Raw genomic sequence first — 20,983 nt, 5'->3', positions numbered from 1 at the left:
TCGGCCGATGTTCGATGTGGTCCTGTTCGGCGCGTTCCCGTACGTGGCCGTCGTCCTCGCCGTGCTGGTGGGGCTCACGCGATACTTCGGCAGTCGCTTCACCTACTCGAGCCTATCCTCTCAGTTCCTCGAGAACCGGGCCCTGTTCTGGGGATCGGTGCCGTGGCACTACGGGATCCTCACCGTTCTCCTGGCCCATATCCTGGCGCTGGTGTTCCCCGGGTTCTGGGCCGCGCTCATCGGGGCGCCGGTCCGTCTCTACGTGCTCGAGGTGACCGGGCTCGGACTTGGGTTGCTGGCGCTGCTCGGGCTGGTCGTGCTGACCGTGCGGCGCCTCCACGACGATCGCGCGCGAGCCGTCACGTCGGCTGCCGACTGGGCGCTCCTCGTGGTCCTCCTGCTCCAGGTCGCCCTCGGGTTCTGGGTGGCGCTCGTGTACCGCTGGGGCTCGGACTGGTACCTGCACACGGCGGTCCCGTGGCTGATCTCGCTCGCGACAGTGAATCCGCAGATCCAGTACGTCACCGCACTCCCCTGGGTCGTCAAGCTGCACATGCTGGGGGGCTTCCTGCTGATCGCGATCTTCCCGTTCACCCGCCTGGTGCACCTCGTGGTGTTCCCGCTCAGCTACCTGTGGCGGCCGTGGCAGGTGGTGATCTGGAATCGACGGCCGGCTCGATAGCGACCTCGCGGGGCCGCGGGCGGAGCCTGCGGCGGGCGACCGCTGACCACCCGCCGCGCGCCACGTGAACTCGACGCACGTCAACCGCCCGCACGCGCCCGCCACGTAGGGAGGCGACGCAGCGACCCTCGGGAGAGCCGCCTCGGTGTCAGAGCAAGCCCGTGCCGTCAGAGTCCTGACCATCAACACCCTGGCGTTCACGGTCTGCTTTGCCGCCTGGGTGATGAACGGCGTGCTCGTGACCTTTCTCGTCGACCATCGCGTCTATCCCTGGGACAAGGCGCAGATGGGGTTCCTGATCGGCGCTCCGGTTCTGACAGGCGCCCTCATGCGTCTGCCGGTGGGCATCCTGACCGACAGGCTTGGAGGGCGCGTCGTCTTCACCGCTCTGATGCTGGTATCAGCGATCCCGCTGTACCTCGTCAGCGCCGCCGACCGCTACATGCACTTCGTCGTGGCGAGCCTTGGCTTCGGCCTGTGCGGCGCTTCCTTCGCAGTGGGTGTGGCGTACACGTCCGTCTGGTTTCGAAAGGAGCAGCAAGGGACGGTGCTCGGGGTGTTCGGCATGGGCAACGCCGGGGCGGCCCTTACCAGCATGGCCGCTCCGGTCCTCCTGAGGCGGATCACCCACGAGGCCGCGTACCTGGACGGCTGGCGCACGCTGCCGAAGCTCTATGCCGCCCTTCTCGTCGTCACCGCCGCTCTCTTCTGGCTGCTCAGCGTCTCGAAGAAGGCCGACCAGGCTCAGGCGCTGCCGCTCCGCCAGCGCCTCGGGCCGCTCACGTCTGTGCGGGTGTGGCGCTTCGGGCTGTACTATTTCCTGTTCTTCGGGAGCTTTGTCGCCCTGTCCCAGTGGCTCATCCCCTATTACGTCAACGTCTACTTCCTGTCGATCGGCACGGCCGGCGTGCTGACGGCGGTTTTCAGCCTGCCCGCCGGCCTGACCCGCACCTTCGGCGGCTGGCTCTCCGACAGGTGGGGAGCCCGCACCGTGATGTACGGCACGCTCGGCAGCAGTCTCATCCTCTTGATCCTCCTCTTCCCTCCGCGAATGGAGATCCAGTCGCCCGGACAGGGCATCCTGGCCGATCGTCCCGGAGCGGTCGTGTTCGTCTCTTCGGAGCGCATCGTGGTCGGCGAGGAGCAATACAGGCTTGCCCGGCCGGTCGAGCAGCACGACGTCCGCGTTCGTCTCGGCATCCACGGTGACGACCTGTCCCAGGGTGTCATCTTCCTTCCGACCGCGTCGTTCTGGCAGGAGCCCGCGGTCCAGGTCGGTGACACGGTGATCAAGGGGCAACTTCTGGCCCGCGGGATCACGCGCGTCTATTTCCAGGCGAACGTGGGGGTCTTCACCGGTCTCGTGCTGCTCGTGGGCATCACGATGGGCATGGGATCCGCCGCCGTCTTCAAGCACATCGCCACCTACTTCCCCGGAAGCGTGGGCGTCGTGGGCGGGCTCGTAGGCGTCATCGGAGGCCTCGGCGGATTCTTCAACCCGCTGCTCTTCGGCTACCTGCTGCAGGCGACCGGGATCTGGACGACATGCTGGATGCTCCTGGCCCTCGTGTCGCTCGCCTGTCTCGTGTGGATGCACCTGGTCGTCCGCCGCGTGATGCGCCGCCAGGCGCCCGACCTCGCGCGCCACATTGAAGCGGCCCCGTCATGACGGGCTCCGCCGGCACGAATTTCAGGCAGGCGCTGAGAGACCTCCAGCCAGGGGGTTTCGCGCTCGTCATGGGCACGGGCATCGTGTCGATCGCCGCGAACCTGCTGGGGATGAGGCTCGTCGCCGTGCCCATGTTCTGGTTCAACATCGGGGCCTACGCGCTGCTCTGGATCTTGACGATCGCGCGCGCGATCTCGTACCCCGACCTGGTCCGGCGGGACTTGATGGATCATCGGCAGGGGCCGGGCTTCTTCGCCGTTGTGGCCGGAACGTGCGTGGTCGGCAGCCAGTTCATCGTCATCTGTGAAGGCTATCGGGCCGCAACCTTCCTGTGGGGATGGGGCATCCTCCTGTGGGTCGGCTTGACCTACGCCATCTTCACGGGCCTCACGATCAAGGAGAACAAGCCCTCGCTGGCGGAAGGGATCAGCGGGGCATGGCTCCTGGCCATCGTGGCGACCCAGTCGGTGGCCGTCTTGAGCGCGCAGCTGTCCTGGACGTTCGGGCCGCACAAGATCATCGTGAACTTCTTTGCGCTGGCGATGTGGCTGTGGGGGGGCATGCTCTACATCTGGATGATCTCGCTGATCTTCTATCGCTACACGTTCTTCAAGTTCTCGGCGGACGACCTGACACCGCCGTACTGGATCAACATGGGCGCCATGGCGATCTCGACGCTCGCCGGCGCGATCCTGATCGGCAACACGCCGCACGCCCCATTCTTGAACAGCATGCTGCCCTTTCTGAAGGGTTTCACGATCTTCTTCTGGGCCACGGGCACCTGGTGGATCCCGATGCTGGTCATCCTGGCGGTGTGGAGGCACGCCTACAAGAAGTTCCCGCTGGCCTACGATCCGCTGTACTGGGGAGCGGTGTTTCCGCTCGGGATGTACACGGTGGCCACGCACCAGGCGGCGCAGGCCATGGAAGAGCTGAGATTCCTGGAGGTCATTCCGCGCGTCTTCGTCTACGTCGCGCTGCTGGCCTGGGCAGTCGTGTTCTTCGGGCTCGTGCGCTCCGTGGCGCGAGTGCTGGTGTCCCTCCCGGGAACCCGATCGCACGGGGGCAAGCTTGGCGAGCGCGTGCGCGACTGCCCGCGGGAGTGACTCTCGTCAGTCCTGAGCCGCGCGCCCCTGGTGGGGTACAGCGCCCGAGGCGGCCCGGGCGGGGCGAGGCGCTGCCGTCAGGGACGGAACTCCTGGTCGAGGACCTCCGTGATGAAGCGGTCGAGCGACATGGGCTCGACGCGGGCGCTGGGAGAGAGGATGACGCCTGTGTTGATGACCTCCCGCCGCGCTGTGCCCGCGGCTCCTGTAGCTGCTGTGCGGGTCCTCCGAGAAGGGACGGTCATGTCACGTCGCTCCGCCCCCCGCCAGGGCCAGGGCCGCCGGCGGCCCGGCCTCGCCACCTCGCCACACACCCTCCATGCTGCCTGTGCTCCGCAGGCCTCGCGCTCCACCGCGTCAGCGGCGCGCGCGGGAAGCCTTGGCCGGCCGCGCCGGCTTGACCGGCCGCGCCGCGGGCCGTGGCCGGCTTCCCGGCGCGCTCCCGCGCGGCGGCCTCAGCCCCTGCTCGATGAGGGTGAAGGCGTTCCTGTGCAGCTCGGCCAGGTCCCCCACGGCGAGACCCAGGTTGCGGCGGATCTCCATGAGCTGGACGAGCCCGTTGAGCAGCGCCCAGAGAAAGTCCACCACCTCGCGGGGATTGCCAGTCCGGTAGAGACCCGCCATCATCCCCTGACGGACGATGCGCGCGGCCAGGCTGAAGTTGCGACCGGTGCGCCGGTTCACCTCCTCCAGGAGGTCTCTCGAGACGGCCTCGCGCAGCTCTCCGGCATGCAGGAAGCTGATGATCCGGTAGTAGGCGGGGTAGCGCGCGTAGAAGGTGTAGAGGAAGTCCCAGAAGGCGCGGAGCTTCTCGTCGGGGGCGAGCGACAGGCCCTGGATCCGCTCCAGCTCCTGGCGGAAGAGGTCCAGGCCCTCGAAGAGGAGCGAGACGTACATCTCCTCCTTGCTCTTGAAGTACAGGTACAGCGTCCCGACGGCGACTTCCGCCCGGCGCGCGATCTCCTCGGCCGTCGCGGCCATGAAGCCCTTCTCGCCGAAGACCTCCTTCGCGGCCTCGACGATCTGCTCGCGCCGCGCGAGCCGCTCGCGCTCCCGCCGCCGCTGCGTGCTCACCCCGCCCCCCTCACAGCCCCAGCGCGCGGGCGATGATGTTGCGGTGGATCTGGGAGGTGCCCTCGCCGATCTCGAAGAGCTTCACGTCGCGGTAGAGGCGCTGGACGGGCGACTCCATGACGTAGCCATAGCCGCCGTGGAGCTGGAGCGCATCCCCGGCCGCGCGCGTCGCGGTCTCGGTGGCGAAGAGCTTGGCCATCGAGGCTTCCTTGATATGCGGCAGCCCCCGGTCGGCGAGCCAGGCGGCCTGGTAGGTGAGCAGCCGCGAGGCCTCGAGCGCCGTCGCCATGTCGGCCAGCATCCACTGCACGCCCTGGAACTTCCCCACGGGCTGGCCGAATTGCTGGCGCCGCCCGACATGCCCGAGCGTCGCCTCGAGCGCCGCCCGGCCCACGCCCAGGGCATAGGCCGCGGCGGTGATGCGGCCCAGCGTCAGTGTCTGCATGGCCGCCGCGGCCCCGCGATGCTCCTCGCCCAGGAGGGCATCAGGCGGGACCACGCAGCCGTCGAAGACGAGCTCGGCCGTCTGCGCGGCGCGCATTCCCACCGTCTCGATCCGCCGCGCCACGGTGAAGCCCGGGGTGTCGCGGTCCACGATGAGGAGCGAGAGCCCCTTGATCCCCTGCCCCGGCGCCGTCGAGACCGTGACCACCACGAAGTCCGCGAAGGGGCCGTTGGTGGTGAACAGCTTGGTCCCGGTGATGCGGTAGCCGCCCTCCACCTTCTCGGCGCGCGTCACGATGGAGGCCGGATCGGAGCCGGCCGCGGCCTCCGCGAAGGCCCAGGCCCCGATCTGCTCGCCGGCGATTCCCGGCCTGAGATAGCGCTCCTTCTGCGCGGACGTGCCGAAGACGGAGATGGCGGTGAGCGCCAGGGCCACGTGGACGTAGACGCCGAGCGCGATGCCGGCCGAGGCGCGCCCCAGCTCCTCGGCCAGGATCGCGTAGGTCACGTTGCCCTCGCCGGCGCCGCCGTACTCCACCGGGAACTTCACGCCGAGATAGCCGAGGGCGCCCATGGTCCTGAAGAGATGCAGCGGGTACTCGCCCCGCTCGTCGCAGCGGGCGGCGATGGGCTCGATCTCGCGCCGGCAGAACTCCACCACGGCCCGCCGGAACGCCTCCTGCTCGGGGGTGAACGCGAACTCCACGCTATGGCTCCTTGGCGCCGTGCCGCTCGCGCAGCACGCGCTTGAGGATCTTGCCCGTGGGATTGCGCGGCAGGGGCTCGGCCGAGATGACGACCGACCTCGGGATTTTGTAGCGGGCGAGCTTGCCCTGGCAGAAGGCCAGGACCTCCTCGGCGCCAAGCGCGGCTCCCGGCCGCGGCACGACGATGGCCCGCGGCGCCTCGCCCCAGCGCGCATCCGGCACGCCGATCACGGCGGCCTCGGCGATGGCGGGATGGCCGGAGAGCACGGACTCCACCTCGGCCGGGTAGATGTTCTCGCCGCCGGAGATGATCATGTCCCTCTTCCGGTCCGCGATGTAGAGGAAGCCCTCCTCGTCCTGCCAGGCGAGGTCCCCGGTGTGGAGCCACCCGCCGCGGAGGGCCTCGGTCGTCCCCTCGGGATCCTGCCAGTACTCGCGGATCACATGCGCCCCGCGGACCAGCACTTCCCCCACCTGCCGCGGCGGGACCTCCCGCCCCGCCTCGTCCACCACGCGGATCTCGGTGTGGAAGAACGCGGTGCCCGTGGAGCCGGCCTTCTCGATGGCACGCTCCGGCCCCAGGACGGCGGCGGGCCCCGTGGTCTCCGTGAGGCCGTAGGACTGCTGGATGGTGATGCCCCGGCGGGCATACTCCTCGATGAGCGGCACCGGCACGGGCGCGGCGCCGCAGAGGAGCCAGCGGACGCTCGCCACCGCCTCGTCGAAGCCCGGCACCTCGCGGAGGGCCTGGAGCATGGCGGCCACGGCGAGAAAGGTGTCCACCCGCTCTCCCCGGATCGTCTCCAGCATCGCCCACGGCTCGAAGGCGCGCATCAGGATGGCGGTGCAGCCCCGGTGGACGCAGATGGTGAGGTAGTCCAGCGCCCCGATGTGGTAGAGGGGCATCACGATCAGCACCCGGTCGCGGATCCTGAAGTCCAGCGTGAGCGCCACCGTGACCGAGCCCCAGAAGACATGGGCATGCGTGATGACGGCGCCCCTGGGCCTGCCCGTGGTCCCCGAGGTGTACATGATGAGGAGCGGGTCGTCGTCGCCGCCGCCGAGCGCCGGCTCCGCGTCCGTCATGAGCGCGGCGAGGCCGTCGAGGGAGGCGGCCCATGACGGGGCCGGCCCGTCCACGGCGACGTAGCGCCCGGCGGCGGAGTGCCCGCGGAGGGCCTCCGCGGCCGGGAGGAACTCCCGCTCGAAGACCAGAGTCGAGACACCCGCATTGGCGCAGATCCACCCGAGCTCGGGCGGCGCCAGCCGCCAGTTGAGCGTGACGAGCACGGCGCCGAGCTTCGCCAGGCCGAAGTAGAGCTGGCAGAAGCGCGGCGAGTTCATGAGGAGGACGCCGACCCGGTCGCCCTTCCCGACACCGAGGCCGGCCAGCGCATGAGCCACGCGGTTGGCCTCGCTGTTCAGCTGCCGGTAGCTGAGCCGCGTCGAGCCGAAGACCAGCCCCTCCTGGTCAGGCGCGCGCTCGGCGCGCTTCGCCAGGAACTGGCCGATGTTGATCACCGGGCGGCTCCAGGGCGGACGACGATCCTGATGGGATCGCCCTCCTTGGCGAAGGCGCGGCGGAAGCCGTCATTGATGGCTTCGAGGGGGATCACGTCGCTCACTGACGTCGACAGGTCGAGGGCCCCCGAGGCGACCAGGCGGATCACAGTCTCGACCTCCTCGCGGTCGAAGCCCATGGAGGCCAGCAGCGACAGCTCGCCGCCCACGAAGGAGCGGAGCGGCGGCAGCTCCACGCGATCCGCGCCCACGCCGGCCACCACGGCGCGTCCGCCGCGCCTCAGGCTGCGAAGGGCCTCGGTGACGGAGGCCTTGAGCCCGACGAACTCCACGGCCAGGTCCACGCCCTCGCCACGCGTGAGCGCCCGCACCTGCTTGCCCGCATCCCCCTGGCCCGCATCCACCAGGTCCGTGGCGCCGGCTTCCCCGGCGCGCCTGAGCGCTCCCGCCGCCACGTCCACCGCGATGACCTGCGAGGCGCCGAGGTAGCGGGCGACCTTGATCCCGTGGATGCCGAGCCCGCCACAGCCGAAGATGGCGATGCGCTCGCCGGCTGCGAGGCTGCCGCGATGGGCCACGGCGCGATAGGCCGTCGAGACCGCATCGGCGATGATCGCCCCCACCGGGAACGGGATCTCGTCGGGCAGCGGCATCAGGCACGACGCCGGCAGCGTGATGAACTCCGCGAAGGCGCCTTCGCGGTTGATCCCCGGCACTTGCGCGCTGGCGCAGAGCACCTCCCGCCCCTGGCGGCAGGCGGGGCAGGCGCCGCAGGCCACGTTGGGGAAGATGGCGACGCGGTCGCCTGCCTTCCACCTCTCCACGCCGACCCCCACCTCGGCCACGCGGCCGGCGGCCTCGTGACCGAGGACGATCGGCACCCGCGGCAGCGCGATGCTCCCCTCGATGGCCACGTGGAGATCGGTGCCGCAGATCCCGCAGGCCTCCACGGCCACCCGCACCTCCCCCGGCCCCGGAGCCTGCGCCTCGATCTCCTCGAGGCGGAGCGGCTCGCGGGGCGCATAGAACCTGGCGGCTCTCATCGGCTCTCAGTACAGCGGGGGAAAGACCTGCCAGCTCGTGACGGGCACGAGCTTGCCCTTCTCCGCCCGCATGAGCTGCACCGCGTTGAGGCCGTGACGGCGCCCCGGACCGAAGGTGATGGGGGCGCCGATCCCCTCCGCCCGCCAATCCCTGATGCTCTCGAGGGCCTCGATGAACTTCTCGCGGGTGAGGTCGCGGCCGGCCCGCTTGAGCCCCTCGATCGTGAGCATCATGGACACCGCCCCGTAGAGCCCCGCGTACTCCTTGCCCTTGAGCCGCGGCTCGTACTTCGTCAGGATCTCGCTGGCGCGCACGGCCTCGGGCGTGGTGATGGGCCCCACCTGCCCCGCCACGTTGACGTACACCCCTTCCCAGAGGTCGCCCGCCAGCGTGAACATGAGCGGGTCGGCCAGCGTGAAGGAGGCAAGGATGGTGGGCCGGTAGCCCTGGCCCGCCATCTCCTTGAGGATGAGGGCGCCATGGGTGGCCGTGGGGTACAGGATCACGGCATCCGCGCCGGACTCCTTGAGCTTGAGGGCATGGGTGCCCAGCGCGCGGTCGGACAGCTCGTAGGAGACCTCGCCGACCACCTGGGCGCCGGCGGCGGCCGCCGCCTTCCTGACACCGTCGAGCCCGCCCTTGCCGTACTCGTCGTTCTGGTAGAAGACGGCGAGCTTCTTCGCCTTGAGGGTGCGGAGCGCGTGGGTCCCGAGGAACTCGCCCTCGGGAGGATAGTCCGTGTTGATGACGAAGACGCCCCGCATGTTCTCCCGCGGCTCCTTGACGAAGATGCGGGCATTGCCGAAGGGGGCCACCAGCGGGGTCTTCGCGTTGATCGCGACGTCCTTCGCCGCGCCGACGATGGCTGTGCCGAGGAGCCCCACGACGGCGAAGACCGAGTCCTTCATCTCGGTGACATTGGCCACCGCACGCCCCGGCACGTAGCCGTCGTCCTTCAGCACCATCTTGATCTTCCGGCCGTGGACCCCGCCCTGCTCGTTGACATGGGCCACCCAGGCCTCCATGCCGCGCGCCGTGTTGCCCCAGGCCGCGGCAGGACCTGACAGCGGCGTGGAGGTGCCGAGCGTCACCTCCGTATCGGTGACTCCAGGAACCCTGGGCTGTGCCAGCGCGGGCACAGCCAGCGCCATCGATGCGAGCACGGCAGCCACACGAATGGTCAGTGATCTCATGATTATCCTCCCTGTCTCTGCGCTCTCCATCGTTGATCCCAGGACCGGCGCTCGCTTGACGAGCGGCGCTCTCCTCACCACCGGCGGCTCCCTGCCACGTCGAGGAAGTTCTCGAAGATCCTCTCCGCCGAGCCTTTCATCCGCGCGAGCCGGTTGTCGGCCTCCGCCAGGATCCGCGCCGCATCGACGCCCGATGACGCCACCTCGCCCCCGTAGGCCGCGAGCCACTCCGCCACCATGGGGCGGGTGACCTCCACGTGGAACTGGAGCGCGTAGGCGGCCCGGCCGTGGCGGAAGGCCTGCTGCGCGCAGCGCTCCGACGAGGCGAGGAGCACTCCGCCCGCAGGAATCGCGAAGGTATCCCCGTGCCACTGGAACGCCGTCAGCGGATCACTCACCCCCCGGAAGAGCGGGTCCTCGCGGCCGGCCGGGGTGAGCGTCACGGTGTCGAAGCCGATCTCCTTCACCGGGTTCCTCGTCACCGGCGCATCCAGCGCCTTGGCGAGCAACTGACCGCCGAGGCAGAAGCCGAGATAGGGCACGCCAGAGGCCACCGCGCGCCGGATGGCGCGATCCTCCGGGACCAGGAAGGGGTAGCGCGCCTCCTCGTAGACGTTCATGGGCCCGCCCAGGACTACGAGCAGGTCGAAGTCCGCCGGATCGGGGAGGGCCTCGCCGCGGTCGAGCGAAACCGTATGGCTCGACACGCCCCGGCTCGAGAAGAAGTCGCCGAGGAGGCCGAGCCCCTCGCAGCCGATATGCTGGAACACCAGCGCTCTCATCTCGCCTCCCCGGTGGGCTGTCGTGTCTCGGGGGCGAACTCCCGCCCCAGGAGCTGGCGGGCGATGATGAGCTTCTGGATCTGCGGGGTGCCGTCGCCGATCTGCCAGCCGATCACGTCCCGCAGCCGCTGCTCCAGGGGCAATTCCTGCGTGTAGCCGTAGTGGCCGTGGAGAAGCAGGCACTCGTGGATGATCTCGGCCGAGATCTTCGGCGCCCACCACTTGGCCATCGCCCCCTCGGCCGTGCACGGCTCGCCCCGCTCGCGCTTCCAGAGGATCCGGTAGCAGAGCCAGCGCGCCGCCTCGACGAGCGTCGCCGCCTCGGCCAGGGGGAAGGCCACGCCCTCGAAGCGCGAGATGGGCCGGCCGAACTGCTGCCGCGTCTTCACGTAAGCGACGGTCTCGTCCAGCGTCTGCTGCGCGGCGCCCAGGCACTTGAGCCCGATGAAGGCGCGATTCACATCCAGATAGGACATGATCATGGGGAAGGCCCCGCCGCGCGCGCCCACCATGTTCGCCGCGGGCACGCGCGCCTCGTCCAGGAAGAGCTGGCCCCGGGGAACCGCGCGGCAGCCCATGTCCTCGTACTCGCGGAAGGACAGCCCCGGCGTGTCCCGCGGGACGAGGAAGGCGCTGATCCCCTTCCACCCCGCGCTGCCGGCCTCGGTGCGGGCGAAGACGTAGAAGACGTCCGCGTTGAGAAAGGAGACGGAGTTCTTCTCCCCGCTCAGCACGAAGTGATCACCGTCCTGCCGCGCCACCGTGCGCATCGCACCCATGTCCGAGCCCGCCTCGGGCTCGGTGAGCGCCAGCGCGATGGCCGACTCTCCGCTGGAGACGGCCCTGATCCAGCGGTCGCGGAGCGCGGCGGGCGCCTCCTTGAGGAACTCGCGAAGCTGGAACGGCCCGAGGCTCATGAGCACGCAGTTGAAGTCGCCGCGCGCCACCTCCTCGGCGACGATCCCGGCCGAGATCAGGTCGAGGCGCTCTCCGGGGTCGTCGGTCCAGAGGAGCCGGCAGAGCTTCTTCACCTGCTCCTTCGGGTACCGCCGCTCGCGGTCCCAGCGCGCGTACTGCGGCAAGAGCTCCCTGAGCGCGAAGGCCCGCAGCATCTGCCTCAGCCGCTCCTGCTCCGGCGTGAACGAGAAATCCAGCATCGCTAATGACTCGTGCAGATTACCGTTTCGCCGGGGGCCGGCCAATTCGCGTCACCGAATTCCGCAAGAGGCATCAGCGCATCCGACCGGGGAGCCAGAGGGCGAGGGGGGGGGAAGACGACGACGAGCGACAGGACGAGGAGCTGGCAGAGCATGAAGGGGAGCGCCCCCCTGATGAGGGCGCCCAGCGGCACGTCGGGCACGATCTGGCGCACGACGAAGAGATGCACGCCCACGGGCGGGGTGATCACTCCCAGCTCCGCCTCCAGCACCACCAGCACGCCGAACCAGATGGGGTCCACCCCCAGCGCCTTCACCACCGGGAAGAAGAAGGGCAAGGTGAGCATGATCATCCCCACCGGGTCCATGAACATCCCGAGTACGCTGAGGATCAGGAGCATGACGATCACCACGGCCACGGGTGGAATGTCGAGCCCCTGGATGGCGCGCACCATGGCGAAGGGGACCCCCGAGAAGGCCAGGAAGCGGCTGAAGAGGAGCCCGCCGATGATGATCAGGTAGATCATGCAGCTGATCTTGAGGGACGAGGACAGGGCCTGGTGCAGCGCCGACCAGTGGAGCTGGCGAGAGGCGGCCAGGAGGAGGAAGGCGGCCAGCGCGCCGAGGGCCGAGGCCTCGGTCACCGTCACGAGCCCGGAGTAGATCCCGCCCAGCACCACGAGGATCAGGACTCCGAAGGGCCCGATGGTCCGGAGCGAGGCCATCCGCTCCGTCCAGCTCACGCGTTGCTGGACGACAGGGGCCAGGTGGGGGTAGCGGCGGGCGACCAGGTAGGCCGTGAGCATGAAGAGCAGCGAGCTGACGATCCCCGGCCCCACGCCGGCGATCAGCATCTTGCTCACCGACTGGTCGGTGACGAGCGCGTAGAAGACGGCCATGGCGCTTGGCGGGATCAGGGCGGCCAGCGTGCCCGCCACGGCCACGGTACCGGCCGCGAGCCCGCCGTCATAGCCGTAGCGCCGCATCTCGGCGATGGAGAGCCGCCCCATGGTGGCCGTGGCCGCCACGCTCGAGCCCGAGACGGCGGCGAAGAAGGTGCTGGCGCCGATGGCCGTCATGGCCAGCCCCCCGGGCAGCCGCCCGAGCCAGGCCCGCGCCGTGGCATAGGCCCGCTGGGCGAGCCCGGCGCTGGCCACCAGCTCTCCCATGAGGACGAACATGGGGATGACGACGAGGCTGAAGCTGGCCACGGTGGAGTACGGCACCGTTCCCAGGAGTCCCAACGCGGGCCCGACTCCCCCCATCACAAGGAGGCCGGCCACCCCCACCAGTGCCATGCTGAAGGCGACAGGGACGCCGAGGAGCAGAAGCGTCAGGAGTCCCGCCAGCGACAGCAGCGCCACGGGTACCGGGCTCACGAGATCTCCTCCGCGGCCGGCGCGGGGGCCGCCCTGTGCTGCGTCCCCTCGACCAGCGCCCCCACGGCGCGAACAAGCTCGAGCAGGAGCTGCAGAGAGAGCAGCACGCTGCCCAGGACCACGAGGGCCCGCGAGGGATACATGGGCAAGGCAATGAGGCCGGCGGAGTACTCCCCCATCCGCCAGCTCCTGAGCGCCATGGCGCCGGTGGCCCAGCTCATCGCGGCGAAGAGGATGAGGCCCAGGAGGGCGGTGAGGGCCTCCAGCGCCGCGCGCGGCCGGCCCTCGAGGCGCTCGGTGAGGATGCCCACGGCGATGTGGCCGCGCTCGGCCTGGGTGCGGGCCAGGCCGAGGAACACCGCGAAGACGAGGAGCAGCTCCACGCCCTCGAGCGTCCCCGTGAGCGGGCGGTTCAGCGCGTAGCGGAGGATGGCGTCGGCGCTCATGATGGCGAGCAGCGCCAGGTTCCCGCCCATGCCCAGCACCCGCCAGCAGGCGCCGAGCGCCGCTTCGAGTCTATCCATGTGGGGGGGCGCGCCCGCCGCTCCTCCCCCATGCCCCCCCACCGACTCGTCGCCCCCCGTTGTCGTCACGGTCCGTCAGCGCGAGTGCTTCTTCTGCAGCTCGACGTAGCGGCGGAGGGCCTCGCGCCCGGGGAGCCCCTTGGCCTCCACCTCCTTGGCCCAGCCCTCCCACACGGCCTCCATCGAGGCCTGGAGCTTGGCACGGTCCTCCACCGTCCACTCGTGGAAGCGGACGCCCTTGGCTTCCATCTCCTTCACGGCCTCCTGCACCTCCTTGTCGTAGACGTCGGCGAGGCGCTCGGTGAACTGGCGCCCCACCTCCCGCATCGCCTTCTGCACCTCCGCGGGCAGCCGATCCCAGGCCTGCTTGTTCATGATCGCCAGCGGGCCCGCGGGGGCGCCGAGCCGGATGCGCGTGTGGTGCTTGGCCACCTCGTAGAGCTTGGAGTCCCGGTTGGCCGTGACGAAGCCCACGTTGGCGTCCAGCGTCCCGCGGGAGAGCGCCTCGTAGACCTCGGGCCACGGCATGGCCACGGGGGTGCCGCCATGGGCGCTGACGAGCTTCGGCCACTCGCGCCCGATGACCCGCACCTTGAGCCCCTTGAGCGCGGCGAGGTTCGGCAGGGACTTGGTCGAGATCAGCTCCTGATCCGCGACGCCCCAGGAGTAGAGCGGCTCCACGCCGAGCTTCCTGAGCTCGTCGCGGAAATGGGAGAAGTCCCCCGTGTAGACCAGCTCGTTGACGGCGCGGATGGCGGGCCTGAAGGTCGGGCTGATGCCGGGCAAGGTGAAGAGCGCCGACAGCGGCGACACCGCCGGATTGTAGGCCTGCACCCAGACGCCGATATCGGCCACCCCGCTTCTCGTCCCCTCGAAGATGTCGGCGGCCTTGAGCAAGGTCTCCGCGGGAAAGTACTCGATCTTCACCTTCCCGACAGTGCGCTTCTCGACCTCCTCCGCCCACCACTTGGACACCCGGGCGCGGCTGTTGGTGAGCGGCGTGTAGTCCGCCTTCTTGAGCACTACCGGCGCCTGCTGGGCGCCCGCCTGCCCGGGCATCGCGAGGGAGAGGCTGGCGACCGCCATGCCGAGAACGACGGACAACGTCTTTCCTTTCAGGGACATGGTCATTTCCTCCTTCGGGTGTGGTTGAAGGCGCTCTCCCGCCCGTGACCGCGCCCCGGGCGTCATCGGCGGCCTCGCCGGCCCCCGGCCGGGAGCCTCCTCTCGGCCGGCCCGGCATAGCGGGCGCCCAGGGCCTCGGGGATGATCCTGAGCGGCACGCCCTCGCGGATCTCCTCCACCGTGTGGGCGATGAGGGAAGGCAGATAGCTCAGCACCGCGAGCCCCACCATCTCCAGCGGCTCGAAGCCGATCTCGCTCAGCACCGCGGCGATGGCGCCGGCGAGGTTCACCGGCAGCGGACGGCCGTGATGCCGGCGGGCCTCTCGGGCGATGGCCTCCAGCAGGAGCCCATGCGCGCCCCAGGCGCCGAGCCCCGCCGCGACCTCGCGGAGCGCGCGGGCGCGGGGCTCGATCGCCTTGTGCATCGGGTGGCCGATCCCCGGGATCCTCGCCCCGCGCCTCGCATGCTCCTCCACGACCCGCCGGGCCATCGCGGGAAGCGCGAGGCCCTCCTGCGTCATCGCCTGGCACGTCTCGAGGAGCAGCTCCGCGCACTGACGCGGCGAGCCCGTCACCGAGCCGAAGGCGATCACCCCGGCGGCGATGGCCGCGGCGGGCGCCTCGGGCGCGGCCGAGGCGGCGAAGCGCGCCGGCGGGACGGCGGAGTTGATGAAGGCCTGGTCAAGCCCCGAGCGGAGCACCGCATCAAGGGCGCGGGCTTGAGCGCGCGTCGGCAGCGCTCCGCGGATGACGAGGTACGCCGCCTCGGCGAAGTCGAGGTGCCGGATCAGCTCCTCGGCCCGATAGCCCCGGACGATGATCTTGCCCTCGGCCGCCCAGCCGATCTTCGTCGTCCAGTAGCCGTCCCAGGCTCGCCGCCTTTGCCTCATCCTGCGCCTCCGGCGCCATGGATCATCCGCTCCTGCCCCGCCCAGTAGCGCGCCTTCACGTCGCGCCGCGAGATCTTCCCCACGGGCGTCTTGGGCAGAGCCGGGAGCAGCTCGACGGCCTTCGGCACCTTGAACGGAGCGAGGCGCTCCCGGGTGAAGGCCAGCAGCGTCTCGGGCGCCACCGTCATCCCCTCGCGGAGCGCCACGACAGCCCTCACGGCCTCTCCCCACTTCTCGTCCGGGACGCCCACCACCGCGGCCTCGAGCACGGCCGGATGCTGGTAGAGGACCTCCTCCACCTCGCGCGGGTAGACGTTGAAGCCGCCCGTGATGATCATGTCTCCCTTGCGGTCCACGAGAGAGACGTAGCCGTCGGCGTCCATCCGCGCCAGGTCGCCGAAGTGAAGCCATCCGTCCCGGATCGTCTCCCGCGTGAGCTCGGGCAGGTTCCAGTAGCGCGCCATCATCCACGGCGCCCTCACGCAGGCCTCCCCGACCTCGCCCACCGGGACGTCCCGGCCCTCGTCGTCGAGGATCCGGACTCGCCCGCCGAAGATGCTCTCGCGCCCGCAGGACAGGAGCCGTTCCTCGTGCCCTTCCACCGCGGCCTGGTGCTCGGCGGGAGTCATGTGGGTGTTGAGCCCATAGGCCTCGGTCCCGCCCCAGCCCGTGTGCAGGATGGGGCCGAAGCGCTCGATGGCCCGCCTCACGAGCGGAGCCGACGCTGGCGCCGCGGCGTAACAGATGAAGCGGAGGCTGCCCAGGTCGTGCCGATCGATCTCCGGGTGACCGAGGAAGAGCTGGAGCAGGGTGGGGATGGCGAGCAGGTGCGTGACCCGGTGCTCCTCGATGGCGGCGAAGGTCTGCACGGGATCGGGCGCCGGCAGGATGACGGCGGTGCTGCCGACGACCCAGCCCGAGTCCATGAGCCGCGCGGCGAAATGGCTCATGGGCGTGTAGAGGAGCCCCACATCCCCGGGCCGGCGGGAAGCGATGGCAACCCAGGCGACCATGGCGGCCTGGGTGGAGGCATAGGTGTGGACGACCCCCTTGGACCGGCCGGTCGTCCCCGAGGTGTAGAGGATCTGGGCGATGTCGCTCTCCTGGCCTCGCACCACAGGCGCCGGTCCCGCGTGCTCCCGCAGGAGGCGCTCGTAGTCGAGGCTCCCCTCGCCGCCCTCCACGCAGACGAGCTGGCTGAGGGCGGGCACGCGGCTGGCCAGCGCGCGGGCGCGCGTCCCGAGCGCCGCCGTGGGCGCGATGAGCACCCGCGCCCCCGAGTCCTCCACCATGTGGGCGTGCTCCGCCTCGGTGAGGATGCCGAGCATGGGCACGAAGGCGGCCCCGGCGCGCGCGGCCCCGGCCAGCGCCTCCATGAAGCGGTGGGTGTTGGCCTGGAGCACCGCCACGCGATCGCCCTGCCCCACCCCGAGCGCCACCAGCGCCCGCCCGAGCGCGCTCGCCCGTGCGTCCAGCTCCCGGTAGGACAGACGCGTGCCGCCCTCGATGACGGCGACCCCCTCCGGGTGCCAGGCGGCGGCCCGCCCGAGGTAGTAGGCGTAGGGGTGGATCATGGCGGGCTCCTCAGCGCGTCATCCTGAGCGCGCGGAGGAAATTGTCCCGGAGGAGCTTCTTCTTGATCTCGAGGGGCAGGCCTACCGAGTCCACGTCCTCGCGCGCCCGCTTGAAGGAGACCAGCGGGTAGTCCGTCGCCCAGATCACCTTGTCCTGGCCCCAGCCCTTGACGAACTCCATGAACTCGGGGGGCCAGAACTTGGCCGGTCGGGCCGAGGTCTCGACGTAGACGTTCGGGTGCTTCCAGGCCAGGATCATCATCTCCTCGTGCCAGGGCTGTCCGAGGTGACAGCCGAAGATCACCAGCTCCGGGAAGGCCAGAGCCACCTCGTCGAGGTAGATGGGCCGCCCGCACTCCGACGGCATCAGCGGCCCCGTGTGCCCGACCTGAATCGCCACGGGAACCCCCAGGTCCACGCACTTCATGTAGACAGGCCAGTAGCGCTTGTCATTGGGCGCAAGCCCCGTGTACTGGTCCGGGCCGTAGGCATAGGGCTCGAGCCGAACGATGCGGATGCCGAGGTCGCGCACCATGCGCTCGATCTCGCGCGCCACCTCCATGGGCCGCTTCCGGGGGTCCACCGTCCCCGCGCCGATGAACCGCGCGGGGTGCCTGGCGACCACCTCCCCCACGGTCTCGTTGGTGATGACGTGCAGGTCGCCATAGCCGAAGGCGGAGAAGACGGCGAGGTCCACGTCCGCCTCGTCCATCTCGCCGAGCATGGTCTCGAGCGTCATCCCCTCCACCATCCGGTGGTCCACCTTGTAGCGGCGGAAGATGTGCAGGAACTCCTCCGGCCACTGCGTGGCGCCCTCGGGCGTGATGAGGCTCGCCCAGGCGTCGATCGCTCCGATCCGCTCCATCCAGTCCCCCTTTCGCCCGCCCCGGCTGCGTGCCCCGGGCGCGCCTCCTGTCAGATGTCTGTGGCCCGCTGGGCCGGTCCGGAGGCAGCGAGCCGGTCGTGGGTGCCTTCGGCGAGATCGTGGCGCTCCTGCCTGAGCAGCTCTTTCCGGACGCGGTGGGATGCCGTCCTCGGCAGCTCCGTCCGGTACTCGAGGTAGCGCGGCACCTTGAAGCCGGCCAGGCGCTCGGCACAGTGGGCGAAGATCGCCTCGGGCGGGGCCGAGGTCCGGCTCTCCCCTGGCTTCAGCAATACGTAGGCCTTGACCTCCTCGCCCCAGATCGGATCGGGCACGCCGATCACCGCCGCGTCCGCCACGCCCGCGTGAGCGCGGAGCACGTGCTCGACCTCCTGAGAGGCGATATTCTCGCCCCCGCGGCGCACCATGTCCTTCTTCCTGTCCACGAAGAAGTGGTGGCCCCGCTCGTCGCGCCGCGCGAGGTCTCCCGTGTGGAACCAGCCGCCGCGCATGGCCTGGGCCGTGGCCCCGGGATCGCGCCAGTACTCCTTCACCAGCAGCGGGCCGCGCATGACGATCTCGCCGACGACGCCCGGCGGCACCTCCCGGTCCTCCTCGTCCACGAGGCGGATCTCATTGGGGCCCACCGGCACGCCGATGGAGCCCGCGGGGCTCGGGCCCTCGGGCGAGGTCGCCGTCATGCCGCCCTCGGTCATCCCCCAGTTCTGGACTATGGGGATGCCCAGGCGCTCTGACATGGCGACGACCAGCTCGGGATGTCCGGCGCTCCACATCGCTCGAAGGGTGTGGGCCCGCTCCTCTGGAGAGACCGGCAGGCGGTCGAGGATGGCAAGGATGGTCCCCACGCCGTGGAAGACCGTGGCGCGGTAGCAAAGGGCATCGACCCAGAAGGTGCTCGCCTGGAATCCCGGCAGCAGGATCAGCCTGGCGCCGGCGGCAAGCGTGGCCATCACCATGCCCATCTGCCCCGAGACGTGGAAGAGCGGGACCACACAGAGGTAGCGGTCGCCGGCGGTGGCGCGGAGCACGTCGCGGAGCATCCGGCCCGCCAGCACGTAGTGGCGATGGGCGAGGCAGCAGCCCTTGGGGAAGCCCGTGGTCCCCGAGGTGTAGAGGATGGCCGCCGTGTCCTCCTCCGCCACCGCGGGCCGCCCCTCCATCGGCTTGGACTCGACAAGCCGCGAGAAGGGCATGGAGCCCGCGGCCTCTCCCTCGAGCGTGATCACATGGGTCAGCGCCGGGCAGCGTGATCGGATCGGCGCCACCGCGGCGGCATGAAGCCCATCGGTGGTCACGAGCGCCGCCGCCCCGGCATGCTCGAGCACGAAGGCCACCTCGTCGGGCCTGAAGGCCGTGTTCACGGGGACGAGCACGGCGCCCAGCCGCGCCAGCGCCAGCCAGGTCTCGACATGCGCGGGGCAATTCGGCAGCAGCACCGCCACCCGTTCACCATGTGCGACCCCGAGCGCGGCCAGGCCCATGGCGAGACGCGCCACGCGCTCCCGGAGGGCACCGAAAGTGATGTCCCCGCCGGGCCCCGTGAGATACACGGTCCTGGGCGCGCGCGCCGCGGCCGTCTCCAGCATCGCCGGGATCGTTCTAGTGGCCATGAAGCACCAACGCAGTCCGGGGAGCCAGTGGGTGGCGCGGCGAGCGGGGCGCCCCGCGGCGCCGAGCGCACCGGCCGGGCCCGGCGGGCCGGGCCCGGGGTCAGGTCTTGCAATCCAACATTTGTCGTAATGCAAGACCTGACCCCCGCCCGCTCGCCGCCGAGGTGCCGGGACCGCGCTAGGCATGGCGGACATCGAGTCCCATGGTGCGGGCGATGAGGTCCCGCTGGATCTGGGAAGTGCCGGCTCCGATGGTCGCCAGCCGCGCCGAGCGGAAATGGCGCTGCATGTCGCACTCCATCGTGTAGCCGTGGCCGCCCATGACCTGCATGCCGTGGCCGGCCACCCGCACATAGGTCTCCGAAGCGTGCAGCTTGGCGATCGAGACCTCGCGGAGGCAGGGTCGGTTCCCGGCGAGGAGCCAGGCGGCGCGCCAGGCCAGCAGGCGCGTGGCGTCCACGTCGGTTTGCATGTCGGCCAGAAGATGCGCGATGGCCTGGAAGCTGCCGATGGGGCGGCCGAACTGCTCGCGCTCCTGCGCGTGGGAGAGCGCCAGGTCCACCACCGCTTGCGCCGCGCCCGCATAGGCCACGGCCGCCACCGTGCGCTCGATCTCGAGGAAGGAGCGGAGCACGCCCCAGCCACCGTCGAGGGTGCCGAGGATCGCGTCCGCCGGGACGCGGGCACCGTCGAGGAAGATCTCATTGGTTCCCTGGATGCGCCGGCCGAGCATGCGCATGCGCCTGAGCGTCACGCCCGGCGCCGCCGGGTCCAGGAGGAACACGGTGATCCCCTCCCGCTTCAGCGCCTTCGGGCGCGTGCGAGCGGCCAGCAGCACCGTCGAGCCCGGCAGGTGGGCGCCGGTGCAGTAGAGCTTCTGGCCCGTGAGGACGAAGTCGTCACCGTCGCGAGCGGCCCGGGTGATGAGCGCCGCGGCATCTGAGCCCGAGCCCGGCTCGGTGAGGGCCACGGAGAAGTGGGCCCGGCCCTGGACCAGCGGCGGCAGGTGGCGGGCCTGCTGCTCGGGCGTGCCGTGACGGAGGATGGCGAGCCCGCCCATCACCGCGAGCCCCACCGCCGATGCCAGCTCGAACTCCACCCGGGCCAGCTCCTCCAGCACCACCATGAGGTCAAGGAGGCTCCCCTCGGCGCCGCCATGCTCGGCGGGAAACACGAGCCCGAGCCACCCCAGCCGCGCCATCTCCTCCCAGACTTCGCCGGGGAAGATCTCCTGCTCCCCCCACTCGCGGATCGCCTCCGGCGGGCAGCGGCGCGCGAGGACGCTCCGGACCGCCCGCCTGAGGGCCTCCTGCGTCTCGGTGAAGCCGAAGTCCATGGCGCCGGTGCCCCGCTCTCCGTCAGGGCCTCGGGCGCAGGCCCAGGATCTGTCGCGCCTCGGCGGGCGTGGCGACCTCGCGCCCCACGGCGTGGAGGATGCCCACGGCCTTCTCCACGATCTGGGCATTCGAGCGCGCGAGCACGCCGCGCGCGATGTAGACGTTGTCTTCCATGCCGACCCGGACAGGCCCGCCCATGGCCACCGACAGCGCCACGGAGAGGAAGTGGACCTTCCCGCCGATGGCCGTCACGACCCAGTGATTGTTGGGGGGCAGCGACTC

Annotated in this window: 19 protein-coding genes and 1 pseudogene; 3 read left to right on the top strand and 17 right to left on the bottom strand. The window is 70.4% G+C overall.

Features of this window, described 5'->3' with window-relative positions; all coding sequences use genetic code 11:
* Window positions 1-7: 7 nt before the first annotated feature.
* The 3 genes from narI (at window position 8) to HYV93_07545 (ending at window position 3,457) form a co-directional block, all read left to right on the top strand.
* Window positions 8-682 carry a respiratory nitrate reductase subunit gamma gene (gene narI, locus HYV93_07555; GenBank protein ID MBI2525825.1) on the top strand — a complete coding sequence of 225 codons (675 nt, stop codon included), beginning with the start codon at window positions 8-10 and terminating at the stop codon, window positions 680-682.
* Between the two features lie 145 nt (window positions 683-827).
* Window positions 828-2,351, top strand: a complete 1,524-nt coding sequence (locus tag HYV93_07550) for a NarK/NasA family nitrate transporter (GenBank protein ID MBI2525824.1) — start codon at window positions 828-830, stop codon at window positions 2,349-2,351.
* The gene (locus HYV93_07545) at window positions 2,348-3,457 is read left to right on the top strand and encodes a tellurite resistance/C4-dicarboxylate transporter family protein (protein ID MBI2525823.1); all 1,110 of its coding nucleotides are present in this window, start codon (window positions 2,348-2,350) and stop codon (window positions 3,455-3,457) included. Before HYV93_07550 ends, HYV93_07545 begins: the two co-directional genes overlap by 4 nt.
* A 77-nt stretch (window positions 3,458-3,534) precedes the next feature.
* Here HYV93_07545 and HYV93_07540 read toward each other — a convergent pair whose 3' ends face one another.
* The 17 genes and pseudogenes from HYV93_07540 to HYV93_07460 all read right to left on the bottom strand — a co-directional run.
* Window positions 3,535-3,702, bottom strand: a complete 168-nt coding sequence (locus HYV93_07540; GenBank protein MBI2525822.1) for a hypothetical protein — start codon at window positions 3,700-3,702, stop codon at window positions 3,535-3,537.
* A 112-nt stretch (window positions 3,703-3,814) separates the two neighbouring features.
* The gene (locus HYV93_07535; GenBank protein ID MBI2525821.1) at window positions 3,815-4,531 is read right to left on the bottom strand and encodes a TetR/AcrR family transcriptional regulator; all 717 of its coding nucleotides are present in this window, start codon (window positions 4,529-4,531) and stop codon (window positions 3,815-3,817) included.
* 10 nt (window positions 4,532-4,541) lie between these two features.
* Window positions 4,542-5,636, bottom strand: a pseudogene (locus HYV93_07530) (acyl-CoA dehydrogenase family protein).
* A gap of 46 nt (window positions 5,637-5,682) precedes the next feature.
* The gene (locus HYV93_07525) at window positions 5,683-7,203 is read right to left on the bottom strand and encodes a long-chain fatty acid--CoA ligase (protein ID MBI2525820.1); all 1,521 of its coding nucleotides are present in this window, start codon (window positions 7,201-7,203) and stop codon (window positions 5,683-5,685) included.
* On the bottom strand, window positions 7,200-8,246 hold the full coding sequence (locus tag HYV93_07520) for a zinc-binding dehydrogenase (protein ID MBI2525819.1): 1,047 nt from the start codon (window positions 8,244-8,246) through the stop codon (window positions 7,200-7,202). Before HYV93_07520 ends, HYV93_07525 begins: the two co-directional genes overlap by 4 nt.
* A 6-nt stretch (window positions 8,247-8,252) precedes the next feature.
* Window positions 8,253-9,440 carry an ABC transporter substrate-binding protein gene (locus tag HYV93_07515; protein MBI2525818.1) on the bottom strand — a complete coding sequence of 396 codons (1,188 nt, stop codon included), beginning with the start codon at window positions 9,438-9,440 and terminating at the stop codon, window positions 8,253-8,255.
* Between the two features lie 74 nt (window positions 9,441-9,514).
* A complete protein-coding gene (locus HYV93_07510; GenBank protein MBI2525817.1) occupies window positions 9,515-10,222 on the bottom strand; it encodes a type 1 glutamine amidotransferase in 708 nt (235 codons plus the stop codon).
* Window positions 10,219-11,376, bottom strand: a complete 1,158-nt coding sequence (locus tag HYV93_07505) for an acyl-CoA dehydrogenase family protein (protein MBI2525816.1) — start codon at window positions 11,374-11,376, stop codon at window positions 10,219-10,221. Before HYV93_07505 ends, HYV93_07510 begins: the two co-directional genes overlap by 4 nt.
* Before the next feature lie 5 nt (window positions 11,377-11,381).
* Window positions 11,382-12,758 carry a TRAP transporter large permease gene (locus HYV93_07500; protein MBI2525815.1) on the bottom strand — a complete coding sequence of 459 codons (1,377 nt, stop codon included), beginning with the start codon at window positions 12,756-12,758 and terminating at the stop codon, window positions 11,382-11,384.
* Window positions 12,755-13,282, bottom strand: a complete 528-nt coding sequence (locus HYV93_07495; GenBank protein MBI2525814.1) for a TRAP transporter small permease — start codon at window positions 13,280-13,282, stop codon at window positions 12,755-12,757. The genes HYV93_07500 and HYV93_07495 overlap by 4 nt, the downstream gene beginning before the upstream one ends.
* Before the next feature lie 75 nt (window positions 13,283-13,357).
* Window positions 13,358-14,407: a C4-dicarboxylate TRAP transporter substrate-binding protein gene (locus HYV93_07490; protein ID MBI2525813.1), complete on the bottom strand. Its 1,050-nt coding sequence runs from the start codon at window positions 14,405-14,407 to the stop codon at window positions 13,358-13,360.
* Between the two features lie 62 nt (window positions 14,408-14,469).
* On the bottom strand, window positions 14,470-15,297 hold the full coding sequence (locus tag HYV93_07485; GenBank protein ID MBI2525812.1) for a hypothetical protein: 828 nt from the start codon (window positions 15,295-15,297) through the stop codon (window positions 14,470-14,472).
* Complete coding sequence (locus tag HYV93_07480) at window positions 15,294-16,871, bottom strand: AMP-binding protein (GenBank protein ID MBI2525811.1); 1,578 nt, start codon at window positions 16,869-16,871, stop codon at window positions 15,294-15,296. Before HYV93_07480 ends, HYV93_07485 begins: the two co-directional genes overlap by 4 nt.
* A gap of 10 nt (window positions 16,872-16,881) precedes the next feature.
* Window positions 16,882-17,736 (bottom strand): amidohydrolase, encoded by an 855-nt coding sequence (locus HYV93_07475; protein MBI2525810.1) that lies wholly within the window; start codon window positions 17,734-17,736, stop codon window positions 16,882-16,884.
* 50 nt (window positions 17,737-17,786) lie between these two features.
* Complete coding sequence (locus HYV93_07470) at window positions 17,787-19,364, bottom strand: AMP-binding protein (GenBank protein MBI2525809.1); 1,578 nt, start codon at window positions 19,362-19,364, stop codon at window positions 17,787-17,789.
* Window positions 19,365-19,542: 178 nt separating this feature from the next.
* Entirely contained in the window at window positions 19,543-20,700 is a 1,158-nt protein-coding gene (locus tag HYV93_07465) for an acyl-CoA/acyl-ACP dehydrogenase (GenBank protein MBI2525808.1), read from the bottom strand.
* Window positions 20,701-20,722: 22 nt separating this feature from the next.
* The coding region (locus tag HYV93_07460) for a 3-keto-5-aminohexanoate cleavage protein (protein ID MBI2525807.1) at window positions 20,723-20,983 on the bottom strand (261 nt) is incomplete at its 5' end.

The organism is Candidatus Rokuibacteriota bacterium (assembly GCA_016188005.1).
Classification (GTDB): Bacteria; Methylomirabilota; Methylomirabilia; order Rokubacteriales; family CSP1-6; genus UBA12499.
Note: the sequence above shows the minus strand (reverse complement) of the source record. Positions and strands in the feature narration are given on the sequence as shown.